This is a genomic window from Streptomyces sp. NPDC059668 (assembly GCF_042734135.1).
GTDB lineage: Bacteria > Actinomycetota > Actinomycetes > Streptomycetales > Streptomycetaceae > Streptomyces.
This window is the reverse complement of record NZ_JBHWEL010000067.1, coordinates 1-17,568: the sequence shown is the minus strand read 5'-3', so window position 1 is coordinate 17,568 and position 17,568 is coordinate 1. Positions and strand designations below refer to the sequence as shown.

The window sequence follows — 17,568 nt, the reverse complement described above, 5'->3', positions numbered from 1 at the left end:
GGGCACGAAGTGCAGATAGGTTCCGCCAACTAGCGCATATTGATCATATTTTACGAAGATCGATCCGAGTGGCACACTTCACAGTCACCGGAAATTCACATGGCGGGATCGCCGACTAAGCGCCGAACGCTTTGCTCTTCCCCTTCACCGGCTTGGCGCCCGCGAGGAGATGGGCCGGGACGAGATCCCGGGCGGGCTCGCTGTAGCCGACGGAGACGATCTTGTCGCCGCGGTAGGTGAAGCTCGTGAGGGAGGCGAGGGTGCACTGCCGCTTGCGCGGGTCGTGCCACAACCGCCGCCGCTCGACGTAGGAACGCACGATCCAGATCGGCAACTGGTGGCTGACCAGCACCGCTTCGTGACCGCGGGCCGCGTCCTTGGCGGCGTCCAGCGCCCCCATCATCCGGACGACCTGCTCCACGTACGGCTCGCCCCAGGACGGCTTGAACGGGTTGACGAGGTACTTCCAGTTCTCGGGCCTGCGCAGGGCGCCGTCGCCCACCCCGAAGGTCTTGCCCTGGAAGACGTTCTCGGCCTCGATCAGCCGCCCGTCGGTGCCGAGGTCGAGCCCGTGCGCCTTGGCGATGGGCGTCGCGGTCTCCTGCGCCCGCTCCAGCGGCGAGGCGATCACCTGCGTGACGTCACGCGACGCCAGGTGCTCGGCGACCCGGTCGGCCATCTGCCGCCCGAGCTCGGAGAGGTGGTACCCGGGCAGCCGCCCGTAGAGCACCCCGTCCGGGTTGGCGACCTCGCCGTGCCGCATGACGTGGACGACCGTGATGTCCTGCTCCCGGCTCTCGCCCATGCTCCCGCTCCCGCTCATGCCGTGGCCTCCGCCGCTGCCCGTGCCGCCGCCGGAAGGGCGTCGGCGATCCGCTGGATGGCCCGCTCGTCGTGGGCCGTGGACACGAACCACGACTCGAAGGACGACGGCGGCAGGTAGACGCCCTGCGCCAGCATCGCGTGGAAGAACGCGGTGAACCGGAAGGACTCCTGCGCCTTCGCGTCCTCGTAGTCGCGCACCTCACGTCCGGTGAAGAAGACCGAGAACATGTTGGAGGCGTTCTGCAATCGGTGCGACACGCCCTCCTTGCTGAGCGCCTCCGTGACGAGCGCGCGGATCTGCGCGGAGACGGCGTCGACCGTCTCGTACGCGGCGTCGTCGAGCAGCCGCAGCTGCGCGAGTCCGGCGGCGGTCGCGACGGGGTTCCCCGAGAGCGTGCCGGCCTGGTAGACGGGCCCGGCGGGGGCCAGGTGCCCCATGACGTCCTTACGGCCGCCGAAGGCCGCGGCCGGGAAGCCGCCGCCCATGACCTTGCCGAAGGTCATCAGGTCGGGCTTGACCCCGTCGATGCCGTACCAGCCGGACCTGCTGGTACGGAAGCCGGTCATGACCTCGTCGGAGATGAACAGGGCGCCGTTCTTCGCGCAGGCGTCCTTGAGGCCCTGGTTGAAGCCGGGGCGCGGCGGCACGACACCCATGTTGCCGGGAGAGGCCTCGGTGATCACACAGGCGATCTCGCCCGGGTGCGCGTGGAAGGCGGCGTTCACGGCTTCGAGGTCGTTGTAGGGGAGGACGATGGTGTCGCCGGCCTGGGCGCCGGTGACGCCGGGGGTGTCGGGCAGGGCGAAGGTCGCGAGGCCGCTGCCGGCCGCGGCGAGCAGGGCGTCCACGTGACCGTGGTAACACCCGGCGAACTTGATGACCTTGGGCCGCCCGGTGAACCCGCGCGCGAGGCGGATGGCGGACATCGTCGCCTCGGTCCCGCTGGAGACGAGCCGGACCTGCTCGACCGGCTCGACGCGGGCGACGATCTCCTCCGCGAGCGCGACCTCGCCCTCGCCCGGCGTACCGAAGGACGTACCGCGGGCGACGGCCTCCTGCACGGCGGCGACGACCTCGGGCCGGGAGTGACCGAGGATCATCGGCCCCCAGGAACAAACGAGGTCGACGTATTCCCTCCCGTCGGCATCGGTCAGGTATGGACCGTTTCCGGACACCATGAAGCGGGGCGTACCGCCCACGGCGCGGAAGGCGCGCACCGGAGAGTTCACGCCGCCCGGCGTGACGGCAGCCGCACGGTCGAAAAGAGTCTGCGAAACTGGGGCTTCGTACGGATAGCTCACACGGACCATGGTGTCAGAGGCTGCGAAGATCCTCCGGACAGGTGTTTCGGCGTACGTTTCGGCGTGCGGCCGTGGGGGAGGTCACTGTCACGATGATCGGGTTGCGTGGCGGGGGTCGCGCGCCTTAGAAAAGCAGTCGGGTGGAGATATGCATCGCGGTGGCGGACTGGGCGAGGGGACCGATGACCTCGGTCCTCGGCGTGCCCGGCGGGGGAAGCACCGGCGCGAGGCAGAGGAAGCCGAGGCACGGCAGGCACAGGGCACGCCGGGATCGCAAGGGTCACAAGGATCACAGGGCGATCCTGAGCGGATCGACTCGTCGGCCCGTATGGACGGTATGGACTACACGGACCGCGGGGCAGACCGGCTCAGGGCAGGAAGCGGGAATGGTGGCCGGGTGGGGGTGACGTACAAATACTTCGGCGCACCGGACGGCGCGACCGCGGCCCGGGTGCCGATCTCCATGCGCCCCGAGGAACTCGGTGGTGACGAGCTCGGCATGAACGGCATGTTCACCAAGATCAAGCCGGAGACGATGGCCGCTATGGTCCTCACCGGTATCGAGGGCGTCCCGCTGCACAAGGTGCCCCCGCTGGAACTCGTCGTCCTCCACCCCGACTACGCCGTCGTGAAGCTCCCCATGACCGTCGTCGACCCCCTCCGCGGCATCGGCGAGGAGGCGGTGGGCGCGGCGGCGTTCATCTGGTCGACGGTGCCGGACCGGGGCGGGCCCCGGGACGCGTTCAACGTGTACCAGCTTCTCCATGAATGGCAGGATTTCAGCCATCGTCTGCACGAGGCGGGGCATCAGCCGTACTGCCTGGTGTGGCCCTGAGTCCCGTTCCCGGGTGACACGGGCGGCACTTCCGGAGTGACGGACGGGCGGGACCTCCGGGTCCCGCCCTCACTGCTGCCGCCACCCGGCCGGCGGGTCCCCGGCCGGCCGGGCGCCGGTTCCGGTCCCCGGCCCGGCTCCGCCGAACCCTCGCCCACGGGGGCCCGGTCGTCCACGGCCCTCCCCCAAGAACCGGGTGGAAAGAACCAACCCCCCACCTCCTCCCGCCCGTTCACCCTCAGGAGTGACCCGGTTGCGGTGAGTGGTCATGGACGGTTACGTTCCCGGCGACAACCCCACACAGACGACGGCCCCCGGCCAGGACTGCAATCCTGATCGAGGGCCTGACCGTTCAGGAAGCAAGCACCTTCCCAATGGCTGAACCGCAGTCTAACGCGCCCGTGCGCCCCGCCGCCGGAGCTCCGACCGCCGGCGTGATCCACGTCCGCACCCGTCTCACCGCCGAGTTCACCGTGCTCGCCAACGCCCTCGCGCAGCGGCGCGGCAGCGCGGTCACCATCGGGGTCGCGGCCTACATCGCCTCCCTGCCGGACGGCACCCCCGTCAGCATCACCGCGCTGTGCGCCCACTTCAGCGAGGGCGAGATCCTGATCTCACGCGCGCTGCGGGAGTTGGAGGCCGCCGGTTACCTGGAAAGGCGCCGCGAGCGCGGTCCCGACGGCCAGGTCCGCACCCGGACCTTCTTCCACGACGTACCGCGCGCCCCCGCCCGAACCACGCCGCTGTCACCCCTGCCGCGGCGTTCCACCACGCCCTCCGCGCCCGGGACCGCCACCCCACCCGAGCCCACGCGCCTGCCGCCCGCTCCCCCGTTCCGGCCGGAGGACGCCGCCGACCGCGCCGACGCGGACGCCGACCCCCGGAGTGTCCTCGTCCTCACCACCCTCCGGAACGTCGACCGCAGGCTGATCCTGTCCCGCCGGGAGGTCCGCGAACTGGCCCCGGCCGTCGCCCGGTGGCTCGCGCTGGGGCTCGGCCCCGAGGAGATCACCGGTCAGCTCACCGCCGGGCTCCCCGCGCACTTCCGGGCCCGTCCGGCCCGCGTCCTCGCCCACCGCCTCCGCGAGGTCCCGCTCCCCCCGCTGCCCCCGGCCCCACCGTCCGCCGGACCCACCGCCCCCGCCGTACACCCCTGGCAGACCTGCGACGGCTGCGAACGCGCCTTCCGTGCCCCGGGGCCCGCCGCCTGCCGGGACTGCCGGGGCGGGCAGGCGGCCTGATGCGCCGGGGGGCCCGGACGAACACGGGACGGCACCCGCCGGAGCCGGACGGCCGGGGACCGCGGCCCGCACGCCGGGTGTGCGGGCGTCACGAAGCCCCCGCTCTCACACGCTCAGCCGGTACGGCACCACGCAGACGACCACGTCCGTGCGGGCCCGCAGGACCGTGGCGAGCAGCAGGCCGCGCTGGTTCTGGAGGATCTGGTAGCGGCGGTGGAGCGGTTCGACCTCGGGGATGAGGACGGCGATCTGCCGGCCTCCCTCCGCCGCCCGCCGGACGTACTCGACGATGGGTTCCACCAGCGAGCGCTGCGGGCTGTCGATGACGTCGAGCCGTACACCTGGGTTCCAGCGGTCCCAACTCTCCCTGAGTGCAGAGGACTTGGCAGGATCGGAGTACACGGCGACCGCGACGACCTCGTGGCCGAGGGCGAGGGCGGCCTGAAGCCCGTGCCGGGTGAGGCGGCTGACCTGGCTGACCGGGACGATGACCAGCGAGTCGGCGACGTCCAGCGGTGGCGGGGTCTCGCCGAGCCCGAGTTCCCGGCCGGCCTCCGTGTAGTAGCGCTGGATGCGGGAGAACAGCAGCATCAGCAGCGGGATGGTGACGACCACGACCCAGGCGCCCTCCAGGAACTTGGTGGCCAGCAGGACGATCCCCGCCACGACGGTCAGCACGGCTCCGATCCCGTTGAGCGTCGCGCGCCGCAGCCAGCCGCGCGGCCGCTCCCCCGCCCAGTGCCGCACCAGCCCGATCTGGCTGACGCTGAATCCGATGAACACCCCGATCGCGAAGAGCGGGATCATGCGGTGGGTGTCGGCGTCCACGGCGATCAGCAGCACCGCCGCGAGCAGCGCGAGGGCGACCACGCCCCAGCGGTACACCGGGCGCTCGGCGCGTAGCCCGAAGAAGTGCGGCAGCCGGTGGTCCCTGGCGAGCAGGCTCATCAGGACGGGCAGTCCGCCGAAGCTGGTGTTGGCCGCGAAGGCGAGCGCCAGGGTGACGATGAGGTTCGTGGCGTAGTAGGGCCATCCCGTGCCGTACGCGCCCGCCGTGAGCTGCGCCAGTACGGTCACGCCGCCGCGCGGGGCCACCTGGTCGCGGCGGATCAGCAGGGCCATGCCGATGAGCATCAGGCCGAGCAGCGCGCCGAGCATCAGTTCGGTGCGCTGGGCGCGCTTGACGCGCGGATCGCGGAAGGAGGGCACTCCGTTGGCGATGGCCTCGACCCCGGTGAGCGCGGAGCAGCCGGAGGAGAACGCCTTGAGGAGCAGCAGGACGCCCAGTGCCTCGGTGGCGTGGACGGGGTGCGCGGTGCCCACGACGGCGACGGGGTGGCCGCGCAGCAGTCCGAGCACGACGATGCCGAGGATGCTCACGACGAACAGCGCGGTGGGCAGCATCAGCACCCGGGCGCTCTCGGCCACGCCCCGCAGGTTCACGGCCGTGAGGAGGGCGAGACCGATCAGGCAGATCGCGAGCAGGTGCGAGCCGAGGGAGGGGAAGGCGGAGGCGAGGCTCGCGGCGCCCGCCGCCAGACTGACGGTCACGGTGAGGACGTAGTCGACGACGAGGCTGGCCGCCGCGAGCAGGCTGACGGTCGGTCCGAGGTCCTTCTTCGCCACCGCGTACGCGCCGCCCCCGTCGGGGTGGACGGCGATCACCTGCCCGTACGACACGACGAGCACCGCCAGCAGCGCGGCGATGACCAGGGTCACCGGCAGCGTGGCGGTCAGCGCGCCCGTCCCGGCGGCGACCAGCACGAGCACGATCGCCTCGGGTCCGTACGCCACCGAGCTGAGCGCGTCCAGGGACAGCGCGGCGAGTCCCTCGATGCTGGTCAGGCGGTACTTGTCACCCTCCCCGTGCCGCAGGGGAACTCTCGGCCGCAGTTCGCGGCGGGCCAGTCCGTACGCCATCGAGGACCTCGCGATACAGGGTGGTTTCGACTGTTTCGTCCTGTCCGGAGTCAGTGTGGCGGGTCCACCTGGCCGCGAGCCGCCAAGGACGCGCCAGGCGGCCCGCGCCCGACGCGCCCTGCGGCCCCCACCGGGCCGCCGTGGCTCACGGGCTCCCCTCCCGTCCGTGAGCCACGGCGGTCTCAGTCGCCGGCCTCGAAGCGGTACCCCATGCCCGGCTCCGTGATGAAGTGCCGGGGATGGGACGGGTCGGCTTCGAGCTTGCGCCGGAGCTGGGCCATGTAGACCCGCAGGTAGTTGGTCTTGGTGCTCCGGGAGGCGCCCCACACCTCCTGGAGCAGCCGGCGCTGCGGGACCAGGCGGCCGGGGTTGCTGACCAGGATCTCCAGCAGGTGCCACTCCGTGGGGGTGAGGCGTACGTCCCGGCCCGCGCGTCTCGCCTTCTTGGCCACCAGGTCGACGGTGAATTCGGCGGTGGTGACCACGTCGGCGCCGGGCAGGAGTGCCGGGGTCTCCGTGCGGCGGACGGCGGCGCGCAGCCGGGCCAGGAGTTCGTCCATGCTGAACGGCTTGGTGATGTAGTCGTCGGCGCCCGCGTCGAGCGCGGCGACCTTCTCGCCGGAGGCCCGGCGCGCGGACAGCACCAGGATCGGTACGCGGGTCCAGCCGCGCAGTGCCCTGATGACGTCCACGCCGTCCATGTCGGGCAGCCCGAGGTCGAGCACGACGGCATCGGGCTGCCGTGCGGCCGCCAGCCGGAGGGCCGTGGTGCCGTCGGGCGCCGCGTCCACTCCGTACTGGCGGACCTGCAGGTTGATCACGAGCGCTCGTACGAGCTGGGGGTCGTCTTCCACGACCAGCACCCGGGTCATCGCTGAGTCACTGGCTCCCGGTCATTTCCCGGTCAGTGCCTTGAGCCCGATGTTGAGTTCGAGGACGTTGACGCGGGGTTCGCCGATGAAGCCGAGGGTGCGGCTGTCGGTGTGCTCGTCGACCAGCTTGCGCACCTGGGCGACGGACAGTCCGTTCTTCTCCGCGATCCGGTGCACCTGGATGTCGGCGTACTGGGGGGAGATGTCCGGGTCCAGGCCGGAGCCGGAGGACGTCACCGCGTCGGCGGGCACGTCGGAGGGCTTGACCGTGTAGCCGTTGACCGAGTTGTCCTTGACGACGGCCTTCTTGGCGGCGGTCACCCAGTCGATCAGGTCCTTGTTGTCGCCCGACCGGTTGGTGGCGCCGGACAGGATCAGCTTGTACTGCGTGTTGACCGAGTTCGTCCCCAGACCGTTGGCGGGGCGGCCCTGGAACCACTTCAGGTCGGGCTCCGGGGTCTCCTGGCCCTTCTTCAGCGGCAGGTTGTAGGACTGGCCGATCAGCGAGGAGCCGACGACCTTCCCGCCGGCGCTGATCTCCGAGCCGTTGGCCTTGTCGTGGAACAGGGCCTGGCCGACGCCGGTGACGGCGAGCGGGTAGATCACCCCGCAGACGACGGTGAGGACCAGCAGGGCCCGCAGGCCGGCCCAGAGCAACCGGGCCGTGTTCGTAACCGAGTTGTTCATGGCGATCAGCCGATTCCGGGGATGAGGGAGATGAGCAGGTCAATGATCTTGATGCCGACGAACGGGGCGATGAGGCCGCCGATGCCGTAGATCCCGAGGTTGCGCCGCAGCATCCGGTCGGCGCTCATCGGCCGGTACCGCACACCCCGCAGGGCCAGCGGCACCAGCGCGATGATGATCAGCGCGTTGAAGATGACCGCCGACAGGATCGCGGAGTCGGGCGAGGACAGGTGCATGACGTTCAGCTTGTCCAGGCCCGGGTAGACCGCCGCGAACAGTGCCGGGATGATCGCGAAGTACTTCGCGACGTCGTTGGCGATGGAGAACGTCGTCAGCGCGCCCCGGGTGATCAGCAGCTGCTTGCCGATCTCGACGATCTCGATGAGCTTGGTCGGGTTCGAGTCGAGGTCGACCATGTTGCCGGCCTCCTTGGCGGCCGACGTACCCGTGTTCATCGCCACGCCGACGTCCGCCTGGGCCAGCGCCGGCGCGTCGTTGGTGCCGTCACCGGTCATCGCGACCAGCTTGCCGCCGGCCTGCTCGCGCTTGATGAGCGCCATCTTGTCCTCGGGAGTGGCCTCCGCGAGGAAGTCGTCGACGCCGGCCTCGTCCGCGATCGCCTTGGCCGTCAGCGGGTTGTCACCCGTGATCATGACGGTCCTGATGCCCATGCGCCGCAGTTCGTCGAACCGCTCGCGCATGCCCTCCTTGACGACGTCCTTGAGGTGGATCACCCCGAGGACGCGCGCGCCCTCGGTGTCCTCGACGGCCACCAGCAGCGGGGTACCGCCCGCCTGGGAGATGCGGTCGGAGAGGGTGGAGGCGTCCGCGGACACCTCGCCGCCCCGCTCCGTGACCCAGGCCACGACCGAACCGGCCGCGCCCTTGCGGATCCTGCGCCCGTCGACGTCCACACCCGACATACGGGTCTGGGCGGTGAAGGCGATCCACTCGGCGCCCGCGAGTTCGCCCTGGTGACGCTCGCGCAGACCGTACTTCTCCTTCGCCAGGACGACGATGGAGCGGCCCTCGGGTGTCTCGTCGGCCAGCGAGGAGAGCTGGGCGGCGTCCGCGACCTCGGCCTCGGTGGTGCCGGTGACCGGTACGAACTCGGCGGCCTGGCGGTTGCCGAGGGTGATGGTGCCGGTCTTGTCCAGGAGGAGGGTCGACACGTCGCCCGCCGCCTCGACCGCGCGGCCGGACATGGCCAGCACGTTGCGCTGCACCAGCCGGTCCATGCCCGCGATGCCGATCGCGGAGAGCAGGGCGCCGATCGTGGTCGGGATCAGACAGACGAGGAGGGCCACCAGCACGACCATGGTGAGGTGCGTGCCCGCGTAGTCGGCGAACGGCGGCAGCGTGGCGCAGGCCAGCAGGAAGACGATCGTGAGGGACGCGAGAAGGATGTTCAGCGCGATCTCGTTCGGGGTCTTCTGCCGGGACGCGCCCTCGACCAGCGCGATCATCCGGTCGATGAAGGTCTCGCCGGGCTTCGTCGTGATCTTGACGACGATCCGGTCGGAGAGGACCTTCGTCCCGCCGGTGACGGCCGAGCGGTCGCCGCCGGACTCGCGGATGACCGGGGCCGACTCACCCGTGATGGCCGACTCGTCGACGGACGCGACGCCCTCGACGACGTCACCGTCGCCGGGGATGATGTCGCCCGCCTCGCAGACCACCAGGTCACCGACGCGCAGTTCGGTGCCGGGCACCTGCTCCTCGGCGGAGCCGGTCAGACGGCGCGCGACGGTGTCCGTCTTCGCCTTCCTGAGGGTGTCCGCCTGGGCCTTGCCGCGGCCCTCGGCCACCGCCTCCGCCAGGTTGGCGAAGATCACGGTCAGCCACAGCCAGGCGCTGATCGCCCAGCCGAACCAGTCGCCCGGGTCCTTGAAGGAGAAGACCGTCGTCAGGACCGAGCCGACCAGCACCACGAACATGACGGGCGACTTGACCATCACCCGCGGGTCGAGCTTGCGGAAGGCGTCCGGCAGCGACCTCAGCAGCTGCTGCGGGTCGAACAGACCCGCGCCGACACGCCCTTCGTCGGACTTGTGGCCGGTCGGCACATCGCTGTGCGGCGCCCGGGTCGGAGTGGCTGTGGACATCTCGTCCTCTTGGTTCGTTACGTCGGTGGTCATGACGCCAGCCCCTCGGCCAGCGGGCCCAGCGCGAGGGCCGGGAAGTAGGTCAGACCGGTGATGATCAGGATCGCGCCCACCAGCAGACCGGTGAAGAGCGGCTTCTCGGTGCGCAGGGTGCCCGCGGTGACGGGGACCGGCTTCTGCTCGGCGAGCGAGCCCGCCAGCGCGAGGACGAACACCATCGGCAGGAACCGGCCCAGCAGCATCGCGAGACCGATCGTGCTGTTGAACCACTGCGTGTCCGCGTTCAGCCCCGCGAAGGCCGAACCGTTGTTGTTGGCACCCGAGGAGTAGGCGTACAGGATCTCGGAGAATCCGTGCGCCCCGCTGTTGGTCATCGAGTTGCCGGGAGTGGGCAGCGCCATCGCCGCGGCGGTGAAGACGAGCACCAGCGCCGGGGTGATGAGGATGTAGCAGGCCGCGAACTTCATCTCGCGGGTGCCGATCTTCTTGCCCAGGTACTCGGGGGTGCGGCCGACCATCAGACCGGCGATGAACACCGCGATGACCGCCATGATCAGAATGCCGTAAAGGCCGGACCCGGTACCGCCGGGCGCGATCTCGCCGAGCTGCATGCCCAGGATCGTGATGCCGCCGCCGAGACCGGTGAACGACGAGTGGAAGGAGTCCACCGCACCGGTCGAGGTCAGGGTCGTGGACACCGCGAAGATCGAGGACGCGCCGACGCCGAAGCGCTGCTCCTTGCCCTCCATCGCCCCGCCGGCGATCTGGAACGCCGGGCCGTGGTGGGCGAACTCGGTCCACATCATCAGGGCGACGAAACCGACCCAGATGGTGGCCATGGTGGCGAGGATCGCGTAGCCCTGCTTGAGCGAGCCGACCATCCGGCCGAACGTGCGGGTCAGCGCGAACGGGATGACCAGCAGCAGGAAGATCTCGAAGATGTTGCTGAACGGGGTGGGGTTCTCGAAGGGGTGCGCGGAGTTGGCGTTGAAGTAACCGCCGCCGTTCGTGCCCAGCTCCTTGATGGCCTCCTGCGAGGCGACCGCCCCGCCGTTCCACTGCTGCGAGCCGCCCATGAACTGGCCGACCTCGTGGATGCCGGCGAAGTTCTGGATCGCCCCGCACGCCACCAGGACGATCGCGCCGACCACCGAGAGCGGGATCAGGATGCGCACGGTGCCGCGCACCAGGTCCGACCAGAAGTTGCCCAGCTCACCGGTGCGGGAGCGCGCGAACCCTCGTACGAGGGCCACGGCGACCGCGATGCCGACGGCCGCGGAGACGAAGTTCTGGACGGCGAGACCGGCGGTCTGCACGACGTGGCCCATGGCCTGCTCGCCGTAGTACGACTGCCAGTTGGTGTTCGAGACGAACGACGCGGCCGTGTTGAACGCCTGGTCCGGGTCGATCGCGGCGAAGCCGAGCGAACCGGGCAGGTGGCCCTGGAGCCGCTGGAGCAGGTAGAGGAAGAGGACGCCGACGGCGGAGAAGGCGAGGACACCGCGCAGGTACGCGGGCCACCGCATCTCCGTGTTCGGATTGGCGCCGATGCCCTTGTAGATCCACTTCTCGACACGCCAGTGCTTGTCGGAGGAGTAGACCTTGGCCATGTAGTCGCCAAGCGGGATGTAGGCGAGAGCCAGCGCCGCGATGAGGGCGATCAGCTGGAGCACGCCGGCGAGGACGGGACTCATGTCGAGACTCAGAACCTCTCCGGGAAGACGAGAGCGAGGACGAGATAGCCCAGCAGGGCGACGGCCACGATCAGGCCGACGATGTTTTCGGCGGTCACAGCTTCGTCACCCCCTTGGCGACGAGCGCCACCAGCGCGAACACCGCGATCGTGGTGACGACGAAGGCCAGATCGGCCATCGTGAGCTCCTGGATGAGGTTCGGAAAAACGACTCGGACGCTTAGAGCAAAACCCCTCGATGGCTGGAATCGAGCGCCGTTGACGTCTCCCTTACGGCGGCCCGTACCGCCTTGACGCAACCCATACGCCGGCCTCCAGGAGGGCGGCACCGGGGCGATGATCGCCTCGTCACCGCCTGCCCCCGGCCCTTGTCGCAACCCTGACGCCCCGGCCCGTCAGAGGGCCGTCAAGGCGGGGTGACCACGGCTTTCACGGTCTCTACCGTCGGTGCCATGGACCGCCGCGACCCCACCCGTGACGCCCCCGCACCGGTACCGCACAGGGAACCGGCCGAGGTGGCGTACGACCGCCTCTGGGAAAGGGACCTGCGCAGCTCGCTCCGCTGCGCGGGCGCCCTGTTCGCCCTCCTGCTGCTCATCGACGCGGCCGCCGGCAGCCTCACCCCGCTGCGCGCCGCCCTGTGGACCGGGCTCGCGGCGCTGCTGTTCCTGGTGCTGTACCCGTCCCGGGTCGCCGCCGGCGAGGGCTGGCTGAGCACCCGCGGACCGCTGCGCGGGCACCGGGTGCGCACCGACCACCTGGTGTCGGTGCGGTGCCTGGACGGGGTCGGCCAGCGCCTCGTCCTGCGGGACGCCTTCGGCGCCCGGGCCGAGATCGACCCGCGCGTCCTGGTCGCCAATCCCCCGCTGTGGCGCCGCCTCGACGAGGACGCCCGCCGCTCCGCCCGCCGCGGCTCGCTGACCTGCGGGGAGACCGCCCTGCGCCGCGTCTCGGAACGGATCGACCGCGAGACGGCGCGGACCGTCTTCCGGATGTCTGGCCTGGAGTGACGCGGGCCCCGGACAGAGGCCGCCCCCTCCCGGAGCGCCGGCTGGGACCGGCCCGCCGCCCTTGCTCCATCTGCACGCGCGCCGCGCGACCCTAACGGTCCCTTAAAGGCCCCCCGGCCGTTCGCCCTCCCCCTCCCCGGCGCTCATCCGGCTTAGTCTCCGGCCGTGTTCAACGTGACGGGGATCCTCAAACGGCTGGTGATCGGCCGGGCCATGCGGAGCGAAGAGCTGCACGAGACGCTCCTGCCCAAGCGGCTCGCGCTGCCCGTCTTCGCCTCGGACCCGCTGTCCTCGGTGGCGTACGCGACACAGGAGATCCTGCTCGTCCTCACCCTCGGCGGGCTGGCGTATCTGCACTTCGCCCCCTGGATCGCGGTCGCCGTCGTCGCCCTGATGACGGTCGTGGTGCTGTCGTACCGCCAGGTGGTGCACGCCTACCCGAGCGGCGGCGGCTCCTACGAGGTGGTGTCGACCAACCTCGGCCCCTCCGCCGGCCTCGTGGTCGCCGCCTCCCTGCTCGTCGACTACGTCATGACGGTGGCCGTCTCGGTCGCCTCCGGCGTGGACAACATCATCTCGGCCCTCCCCCAGCTGGCCGCCCACCGCGTCCTGCTCGCCATCGGCTTCGTCGCGGCCCTGACCGCGACGAACCTGCGGGGCGTGCGCGAGTCCGGACGGGCCTTCGCCGCCCCCACCTACCTCTTCGTCGGCGGCGTGCTCATCATGGTGATCACGGGCCTGGTCCGCTGCGCCCTCGGGGACGCGCCGGTCGCCGAGAGCGCCGGGTACGGCATCACCCCCGCACCCTCCGACGCGAACCTCACGGGCCTGGCCCTGCTGATGCTGGTGCTGCGCGCCTTCTCCTCCGGGTGCACGGCGCTGACGGGGGTGGAGGCCATCTCCAACGGCGTACCGGCGTTCCGCAAGCCCAAGTCGGCGAACGCGGCCGCCACCCTGGCCGCGATGGGCATCACCGCGGTCGTCATGTTCGCGGGCGTCACCGCGCTCGCGCTGATCACCAAGGTCCGCATCACGGGCGACCCCTGCCGCCTGACGGGCCTGACCGGCCCCTGCTCCGCCTACACCCAGCGCACGGTCATCGCCCAGATCGCGGCGGCGGTCTTCGGCGGCGAGCACAGCCCCGGCTTCTACCTCATCCAGACCGTGACCGCGCTCGTCCTGATCCTGGCGGCGAACACCGCCTTCAACGGCTTCCCGCTGCTCGCCTCGATCCTGGCCCAGCACCGCTTCCTGCCGCACCAGTTGCACAACCGCGGCGACCGGCTGGCCTTCTCCAACGGCATCCTGGCGCTGGCGATCGTCGCCTGCCTCCTGCTGTGGGGCTTCAGGGCGAACGTCACCAGCCTCATCCACCTCTACATCCTCGGCGTGTTCACCTCCTTCACGCTCTCCCAGCTCGGCATGGTCCGGCACTGGAACGGCGCGCTGCGCGCCGAACGCGACCCCGCACGGCGCCGCCACCATCACACCGCCCGGGTGATCAACACGATCGGCGCGGTCGTCACCGGCCTGGTCCTGGTGATCGTGCTGGCCACCAAGTTCACCCAGGGCGCGTGGCTCGCCGTCCTCGCGGCCGTCGTGCTGTGGGTGATGATGCGCGGAATCCGGCGCCACTACGACACCACCGCGGCGGAACTGGCGGTGACCGACCCGAAGACCGAACTCACCTTCCCGTCCCGGGTGCTGGCCATCGTCCTGGTGTCCACCCTGCACAAGCCCACACTGCGCGCCCTCGCCTACGCGCGGGCCCTGCACCCCGACCGTCTGGAGGCGCTGACGGTCTCCGTGGACCGCGACGAGGCGGCGGCGCTGCGCCGGCACTGGGAGGAGTACGGCATCGAGGTCCCGCTGAAGGTCATCGACTCGCCCTACCGCGAGGTGACCCGGCCGGTCGTGGAGTACGTCCGCTCGGTGCGCCGGGAGAGCCCCCGCGACATCGTCGCCGTCTTCGTCCCCGAGTACGTCGTCGGCCGCTGGTGGGAGAACCTCCTCCACAACCAGTCGGCCCTGTGGCTGAAGCAGCGGCTGCTGTTCACGCCGGGTGTCATGGTCACGAGTGTCCCGTGGCAGCTGACCTCGGCGGCGCACGCCGACCGGCCGGCCGCCCGCGCGCCCGGATCGGTGCGCCGGGGCGAGCCGCGCGGCACCGCGCTACGACGCCACCGCTGACGGCACACCGTTCCGGGCGTCCTGCGCGCACGGCAGTGACAGCACCATCGTGAGCCCGCCGCCCGGCGTGTCCTCCGGGACGAGGGTCCCGTTCATCGCCTCGGTCAGGCCCCGGGACAGGGCGAGGCCCAGGCCCAGACCGGTCGAGTTGTCGGTGTCGCCCAGCCGCTGGAAGGGCTCGAAGATCCGGTCGCGGTCGGAGGCCGGGACACCGGGACCGCGGTCCACGATCCGTATCTCGACCCGGCCCGCGTGGGCGCTGGCGGTCAGCAACACCGGGCGCCCCGCGGCGGTGTGCCGGGCGGCGTTGCCGGCCAGGTTGGCGATCACCCGTTCCAGCAGCGGCGGGTCGGCGAGCACCGCGGGGAGCCTCTCCAGGTCACGGACCTCGACCCCGGGAACGTCCGCGAGCGCCGCCGGGAGCACCTCCTCCAGGGCGGTGGCCCGCAGGTTCAGACAGAGCACGCCGGCCTGCAGCCGGCTGAGGTCGAGCAGGTTCTCCACCAGCCGGTTCAGCTTGGCCATCGACTCGTCGGCGGTGGCGAGCAGTTCGTCGCGGTCCTCGGCGGAGAACTCGACGTCACGGCTGCGCAGCGAGGCGACGGCGGCCCAGCCGGCGGCGAGCGGGGTCCGCAGGTCGTGACCGACGGCCCGCAGCAGCGCCGTACGCATCCGGTCGGCGGCCCGGACCGGCTCCACCTCGGCGGCGGCCTCCGCGAGCCTGGCCCGCTCGACGGCGGACCCGACGTGCGCGGCGAAGGCGGCCAGCACCCGCCGCTCGGAGGAGGCGAGGGTGCGCCCGCGCAGGACCAGGTGGGAGCCCGGCCCCGCGGGCACGACCACGACCGCCCCGGTGTCCGTGCCCGGCGGGGGCGGCCGGTCCACCAGTTCCGCCGAGTCCGTCCCGAACGTCTCCCGGGTACGTTCCAGCAGGGCGGGTATCGTCTCGCCGCCCCGCACGATGGTGCCCGCGAGCGACGACATGGTCTCCGCCTCGGCGGTGGCGCGGGCGGCACGCCGGGACAGCCGCAGCGACCGGTCGACGACGGCCGCGACCGTGGCGGCGACGACCGTGAAGACGCCCACGGCGAGCACGGCGTTGGGATCGGCGAGCGTGAACGAGCCGACCGGCGGGATGAACCAGTAGTTGAGCAGCAGCGACGCCGTCACCGAGGCGATGACGGCCGAGGCGACACCGCCGATGCAGGCCACCCCCACCACGGTGAGCAGGAACAGCAGCGCCTCGCTGGTGAGGTTGACGGGGCCGCGCACCTGGGCGAGGAGAAGGGTCAGCAGGACCGGCAGGACGAGACCGGCGACCGGCCCCGCGACCAGCCGCGCGGTGGGCAGCGTACGGCGCCTCGACGGCAGCAGGGTGCCCCGGCCCGCCCGCTCGTGCGTGACCATGTGGACGTCGAGGTCGGCGGAGTGCTCGACCACCGTCTCCCCGGTGCCGCGTCCGGTGACGAAGCGTTCGAGACGGCCGCGGCGGCTGGTGCCGAGGACGAGCTGGGTGGCGTTCTCGGCCCGCGCGAACTCCACCAGCGCGGTGGCGACGTCGTCACCGACGACCGAGTGGTAGCTGCCGCCGAGGCTCTCGACGAGCTTGCGCTGCCGGGCGAGGGAGGCGTGCGAGGCGCCCGCGGCGAGGGAGTCGCTGCGCGTCACGTGCACGGCGAGCAGCTCACCGGCGACCCGCGGCATCGCCCCCGCGCCGACGGGGTCGACGGCGTCGAGAGCGCGCGGGAGGCCCGCGATGCGGGCGGCGCGCCGGATGAGGGTGTCGCCCTCGCGGCCGCCGGTGAGCGCGACCACGACCCGCTCGCGGGGCTCCTGTCCGCCGCCGTCCGCCCGCTCCGGGCGGTACGACCGCAGCGCCTCGTCGACGCGGTCGGCCATCCACAGCAGGGCGAGCCGGCGCAGCGCGGTCAGGTTGGCGGGGCGGAAGTGGTCGGCGAGGGCCGCGTCGATCCGTTCGGGCGGGTAGATGGTGCCGTGCGCCATCCGGCGCCGCAGGTCCCGCGGGTCCATGTCCACCAGTTCGATCCGGTCGGCGCGGCGGACGGCCTCGTCGGGGACCGTCTCGCGCTGCGGTACCCGCGTGATCCGCTCGACGACGTCGCCGAGCGACTGAAGGTGCTGGATGTCCAGCGCCGTGATGACGTCGATCCCGGCGGCCAGCAGTTCGTCGATGTCCTGCCGGCGCCGCGGGTTGCGGCCGCCGCCGGGCACGTTGGTGTGGGCGAACTCGTCGACGATCACGACCTCCGGGCGGCGCGCGAGGACCGCGGCGAGGTCCATCTCCTCGCACTCCTCGCCCCGGTGGCGGAAACGGGCCGGTGGCACCAGCTCCAGGCCGTCGAGCATCGCCTCGGTGTGCGGGCGTCCGTGACACCGCGCGAACCCGACCACCACGTCGGCGCCGCGCGCCGCCCGGCGGTGGCCCTCGTCGAGCATGCGGTAGGTCTTGCCGACGCCCGGGGCAGCCCCGAGGTAGACCTTCAGCCGTCCGGGCCGCACCTCACGCGTCGGCCGTACATCGTTCATCACCCCTCAGCCAAGCCCCGGCGGCCCCGCCGCGCAGCGGTCTTGACGCTTCCCTGGCGCCCCTCACGGGGAAGTTGACACCACCTTGACGGGCGGGCACCCCGGCCCGCGACGGTGCGGATCGGCGCAGGCCCGCACCCTCAGCCCGTCCGGCGTTTGAGGACGAGCCCTTCGGGCGACGGCGGGCATTCGGCCCAGGCCCGCATCTCCAGCCCGTCCGGCATCCGAGGACGACCCCCTCGGGCGACGGCGGAGATTCAGCGCAGGCCCGCATCTCCAGCCCGTCCGGCGCTTGAGGACGAGCCCTTCGGGCGAAGCGGGGGTCCAGGGGGGCTGTCTCT

The 17,568-nt window shown here is 71.5% G+C and carries 14 protein-coding genes; 4 read left to right on the top strand and 10 right to left on the bottom strand.

What is annotated here, in order from left to right:
- Nucleotides 1-115 precede the first annotated feature (115 nt).
- Nucleotides 116-823, bottom strand: coding sequence for a histidine phosphatase family protein (locus tag ACFV2J_RS33565; protein ID WP_385083606.1), 708 nt, complete (start codon nucleotides 821-823; stop codon nucleotides 116-118).
- Nucleotides 820-2,136 carry a glutamate-1-semialdehyde 2,1-aminomutase gene (gene hemL, locus ACFV2J_RS33560; RefSeq protein ID WP_385442204.1) on the bottom strand — a complete coding sequence of 439 codons (1,317 nt, stop codon included), beginning with the start codon at nucleotides 2,134-2,136 and terminating at the stop codon, nucleotides 820-822. The genes ACFV2J_RS33565 and hemL overlap by 4 nt, the downstream gene beginning before the upstream one ends.
- 139 nt (nucleotides 2,137-2,275) lie before the next feature.
- Here hemL and ACFV2J_RS33555 point away from each other — a divergent pair, with 139 nt between their 5' ends.
- Together ACFV2J_RS33555 and ACFV2J_RS33550 are read left to right on the top strand one after the other, a co-directional pair.
- Complete coding sequence (locus ACFV2J_RS33555; protein ID WP_194280607.1) at nucleotides 2,276-2,962, top strand: hypothetical protein; 687 nt, start codon at nucleotides 2,276-2,278, stop codon at nucleotides 2,960-2,962.
- Between the two features lie 374 nt (nucleotides 2,963-3,336).
- Nucleotides 3,337-4,203, top strand: a complete 867-nt coding sequence (locus tag ACFV2J_RS33550) for a hypothetical protein (RefSeq protein WP_385083608.1) — start codon at nucleotides 3,337-3,339, stop codon at nucleotides 4,201-4,203.
- Nucleotides 4,204-4,308: 105 nt separating this feature from the next.
- Here the strand turns inward: ACFV2J_RS33550 and ACFV2J_RS33545 are convergent, their stop codons facing one another.
- The 7 genes from ACFV2J_RS33545 to ACFV2J_RS33515 form a co-directional block, all read right to left on the bottom strand.
- On the bottom strand, nucleotides 4,309-6,123 hold the full coding sequence (locus ACFV2J_RS33545; RefSeq protein ID WP_385083609.1) for an APC family permease: 1,815 nt from the start codon (nucleotides 6,121-6,123) through the stop codon (nucleotides 4,309-4,311).
- 182 nt (nucleotides 6,124-6,305) lie between these two features.
- Nucleotides 6,306-6,995: a response regulator gene (locus tag ACFV2J_RS33540; protein ID WP_385442200.1), complete on the bottom strand. Its 690-nt coding sequence runs from the start codon at nucleotides 6,993-6,995 to the stop codon at nucleotides 6,306-6,308.
- Between the two features lie 21 nt (nucleotides 6,996-7,016).
- Nucleotides 7,017-7,682: a potassium-transporting ATPase subunit C gene (locus ACFV2J_RS33535; RefSeq protein WP_385091062.1), complete on the bottom strand. Its 666-nt coding sequence runs from the start codon at nucleotides 7,680-7,682 to the stop codon at nucleotides 7,017-7,019.
- A gap of 5 nt (nucleotides 7,683-7,687) precedes the next feature.
- Complete coding sequence (gene kdpB, locus ACFV2J_RS33530) at nucleotides 7,688-9,820, bottom strand: potassium-transporting ATPase subunit KdpB (protein WP_385091065.1); 2,133 nt, start codon at nucleotides 9,818-9,820, stop codon at nucleotides 7,688-7,690.
- Nucleotides 9,817-11,481 (bottom strand): potassium-transporting ATPase subunit KdpA, encoded by a 1,665-nt coding sequence (gene kdpA / locus ACFV2J_RS33525; protein ID WP_385091068.1) that lies wholly within the window; start codon nucleotides 11,479-11,481, stop codon nucleotides 9,817-9,819. Before kdpA ends, kdpB begins: the two co-directional genes overlap by 4 nt.
- A gap of 8 nt (nucleotides 11,482-11,489) precedes the next feature.
- On the bottom strand, nucleotides 11,490-11,579 hold the full coding sequence (gene kdpF / locus ACFV2J_RS33520; protein ID WP_055544543.1) for a K(+)-transporting ATPase subunit F: 90 nt from the start codon (nucleotides 11,577-11,579) through the stop codon (nucleotides 11,490-11,492).
- Complete coding sequence (locus ACFV2J_RS33515; RefSeq protein ID WP_385091072.1) at nucleotides 11,576-11,809, bottom strand: hypothetical protein; 234 nt, start codon at nucleotides 11,807-11,809, stop codon at nucleotides 11,576-11,578. Before ACFV2J_RS33515 ends, kdpF begins: the two co-directional genes overlap by 4 nt.
- 123 nt (nucleotides 11,810-11,932) lie before the next feature.
- On the opposite strand from ACFV2J_RS33515, the gene ACFV2J_RS33510 reads away from it, so the two are divergent.
- Both ACFV2J_RS33510 and ACFV2J_RS33505 read left to right on the top strand, forming a co-directional pair.
- Complete coding sequence (locus ACFV2J_RS33510) at nucleotides 11,933-12,490, top strand: hypothetical protein (RefSeq protein WP_385091075.1); 558 nt, start codon at nucleotides 11,933-11,935, stop codon at nucleotides 12,488-12,490.
- 213 nt (nucleotides 12,491-12,703) lie between these two features.
- Nucleotides 12,704-14,680 carry an APC family permease gene (locus tag ACFV2J_RS33505; protein WP_385442234.1) on the top strand — a complete coding sequence of 659 codons (1,977 nt, stop codon included), beginning with the start codon at nucleotides 12,704-12,706 and terminating at the stop codon, nucleotides 14,678-14,680.
- Here the strand turns inward: ACFV2J_RS33505 and ACFV2J_RS33500 are convergent.
- Entirely contained in the window at nucleotides 14,663-17,227 is a 2,565-nt protein-coding gene (locus tag ACFV2J_RS33500) for an ATP-binding protein (protein ID WP_385091078.1), read from the bottom strand. The two genes, ACFV2J_RS33505 and ACFV2J_RS33500, sit on opposite strands and share 18 nt — an antisense overlap.
- Nucleotides 17,228-17,568 lie beyond the last annotated feature (341 nt).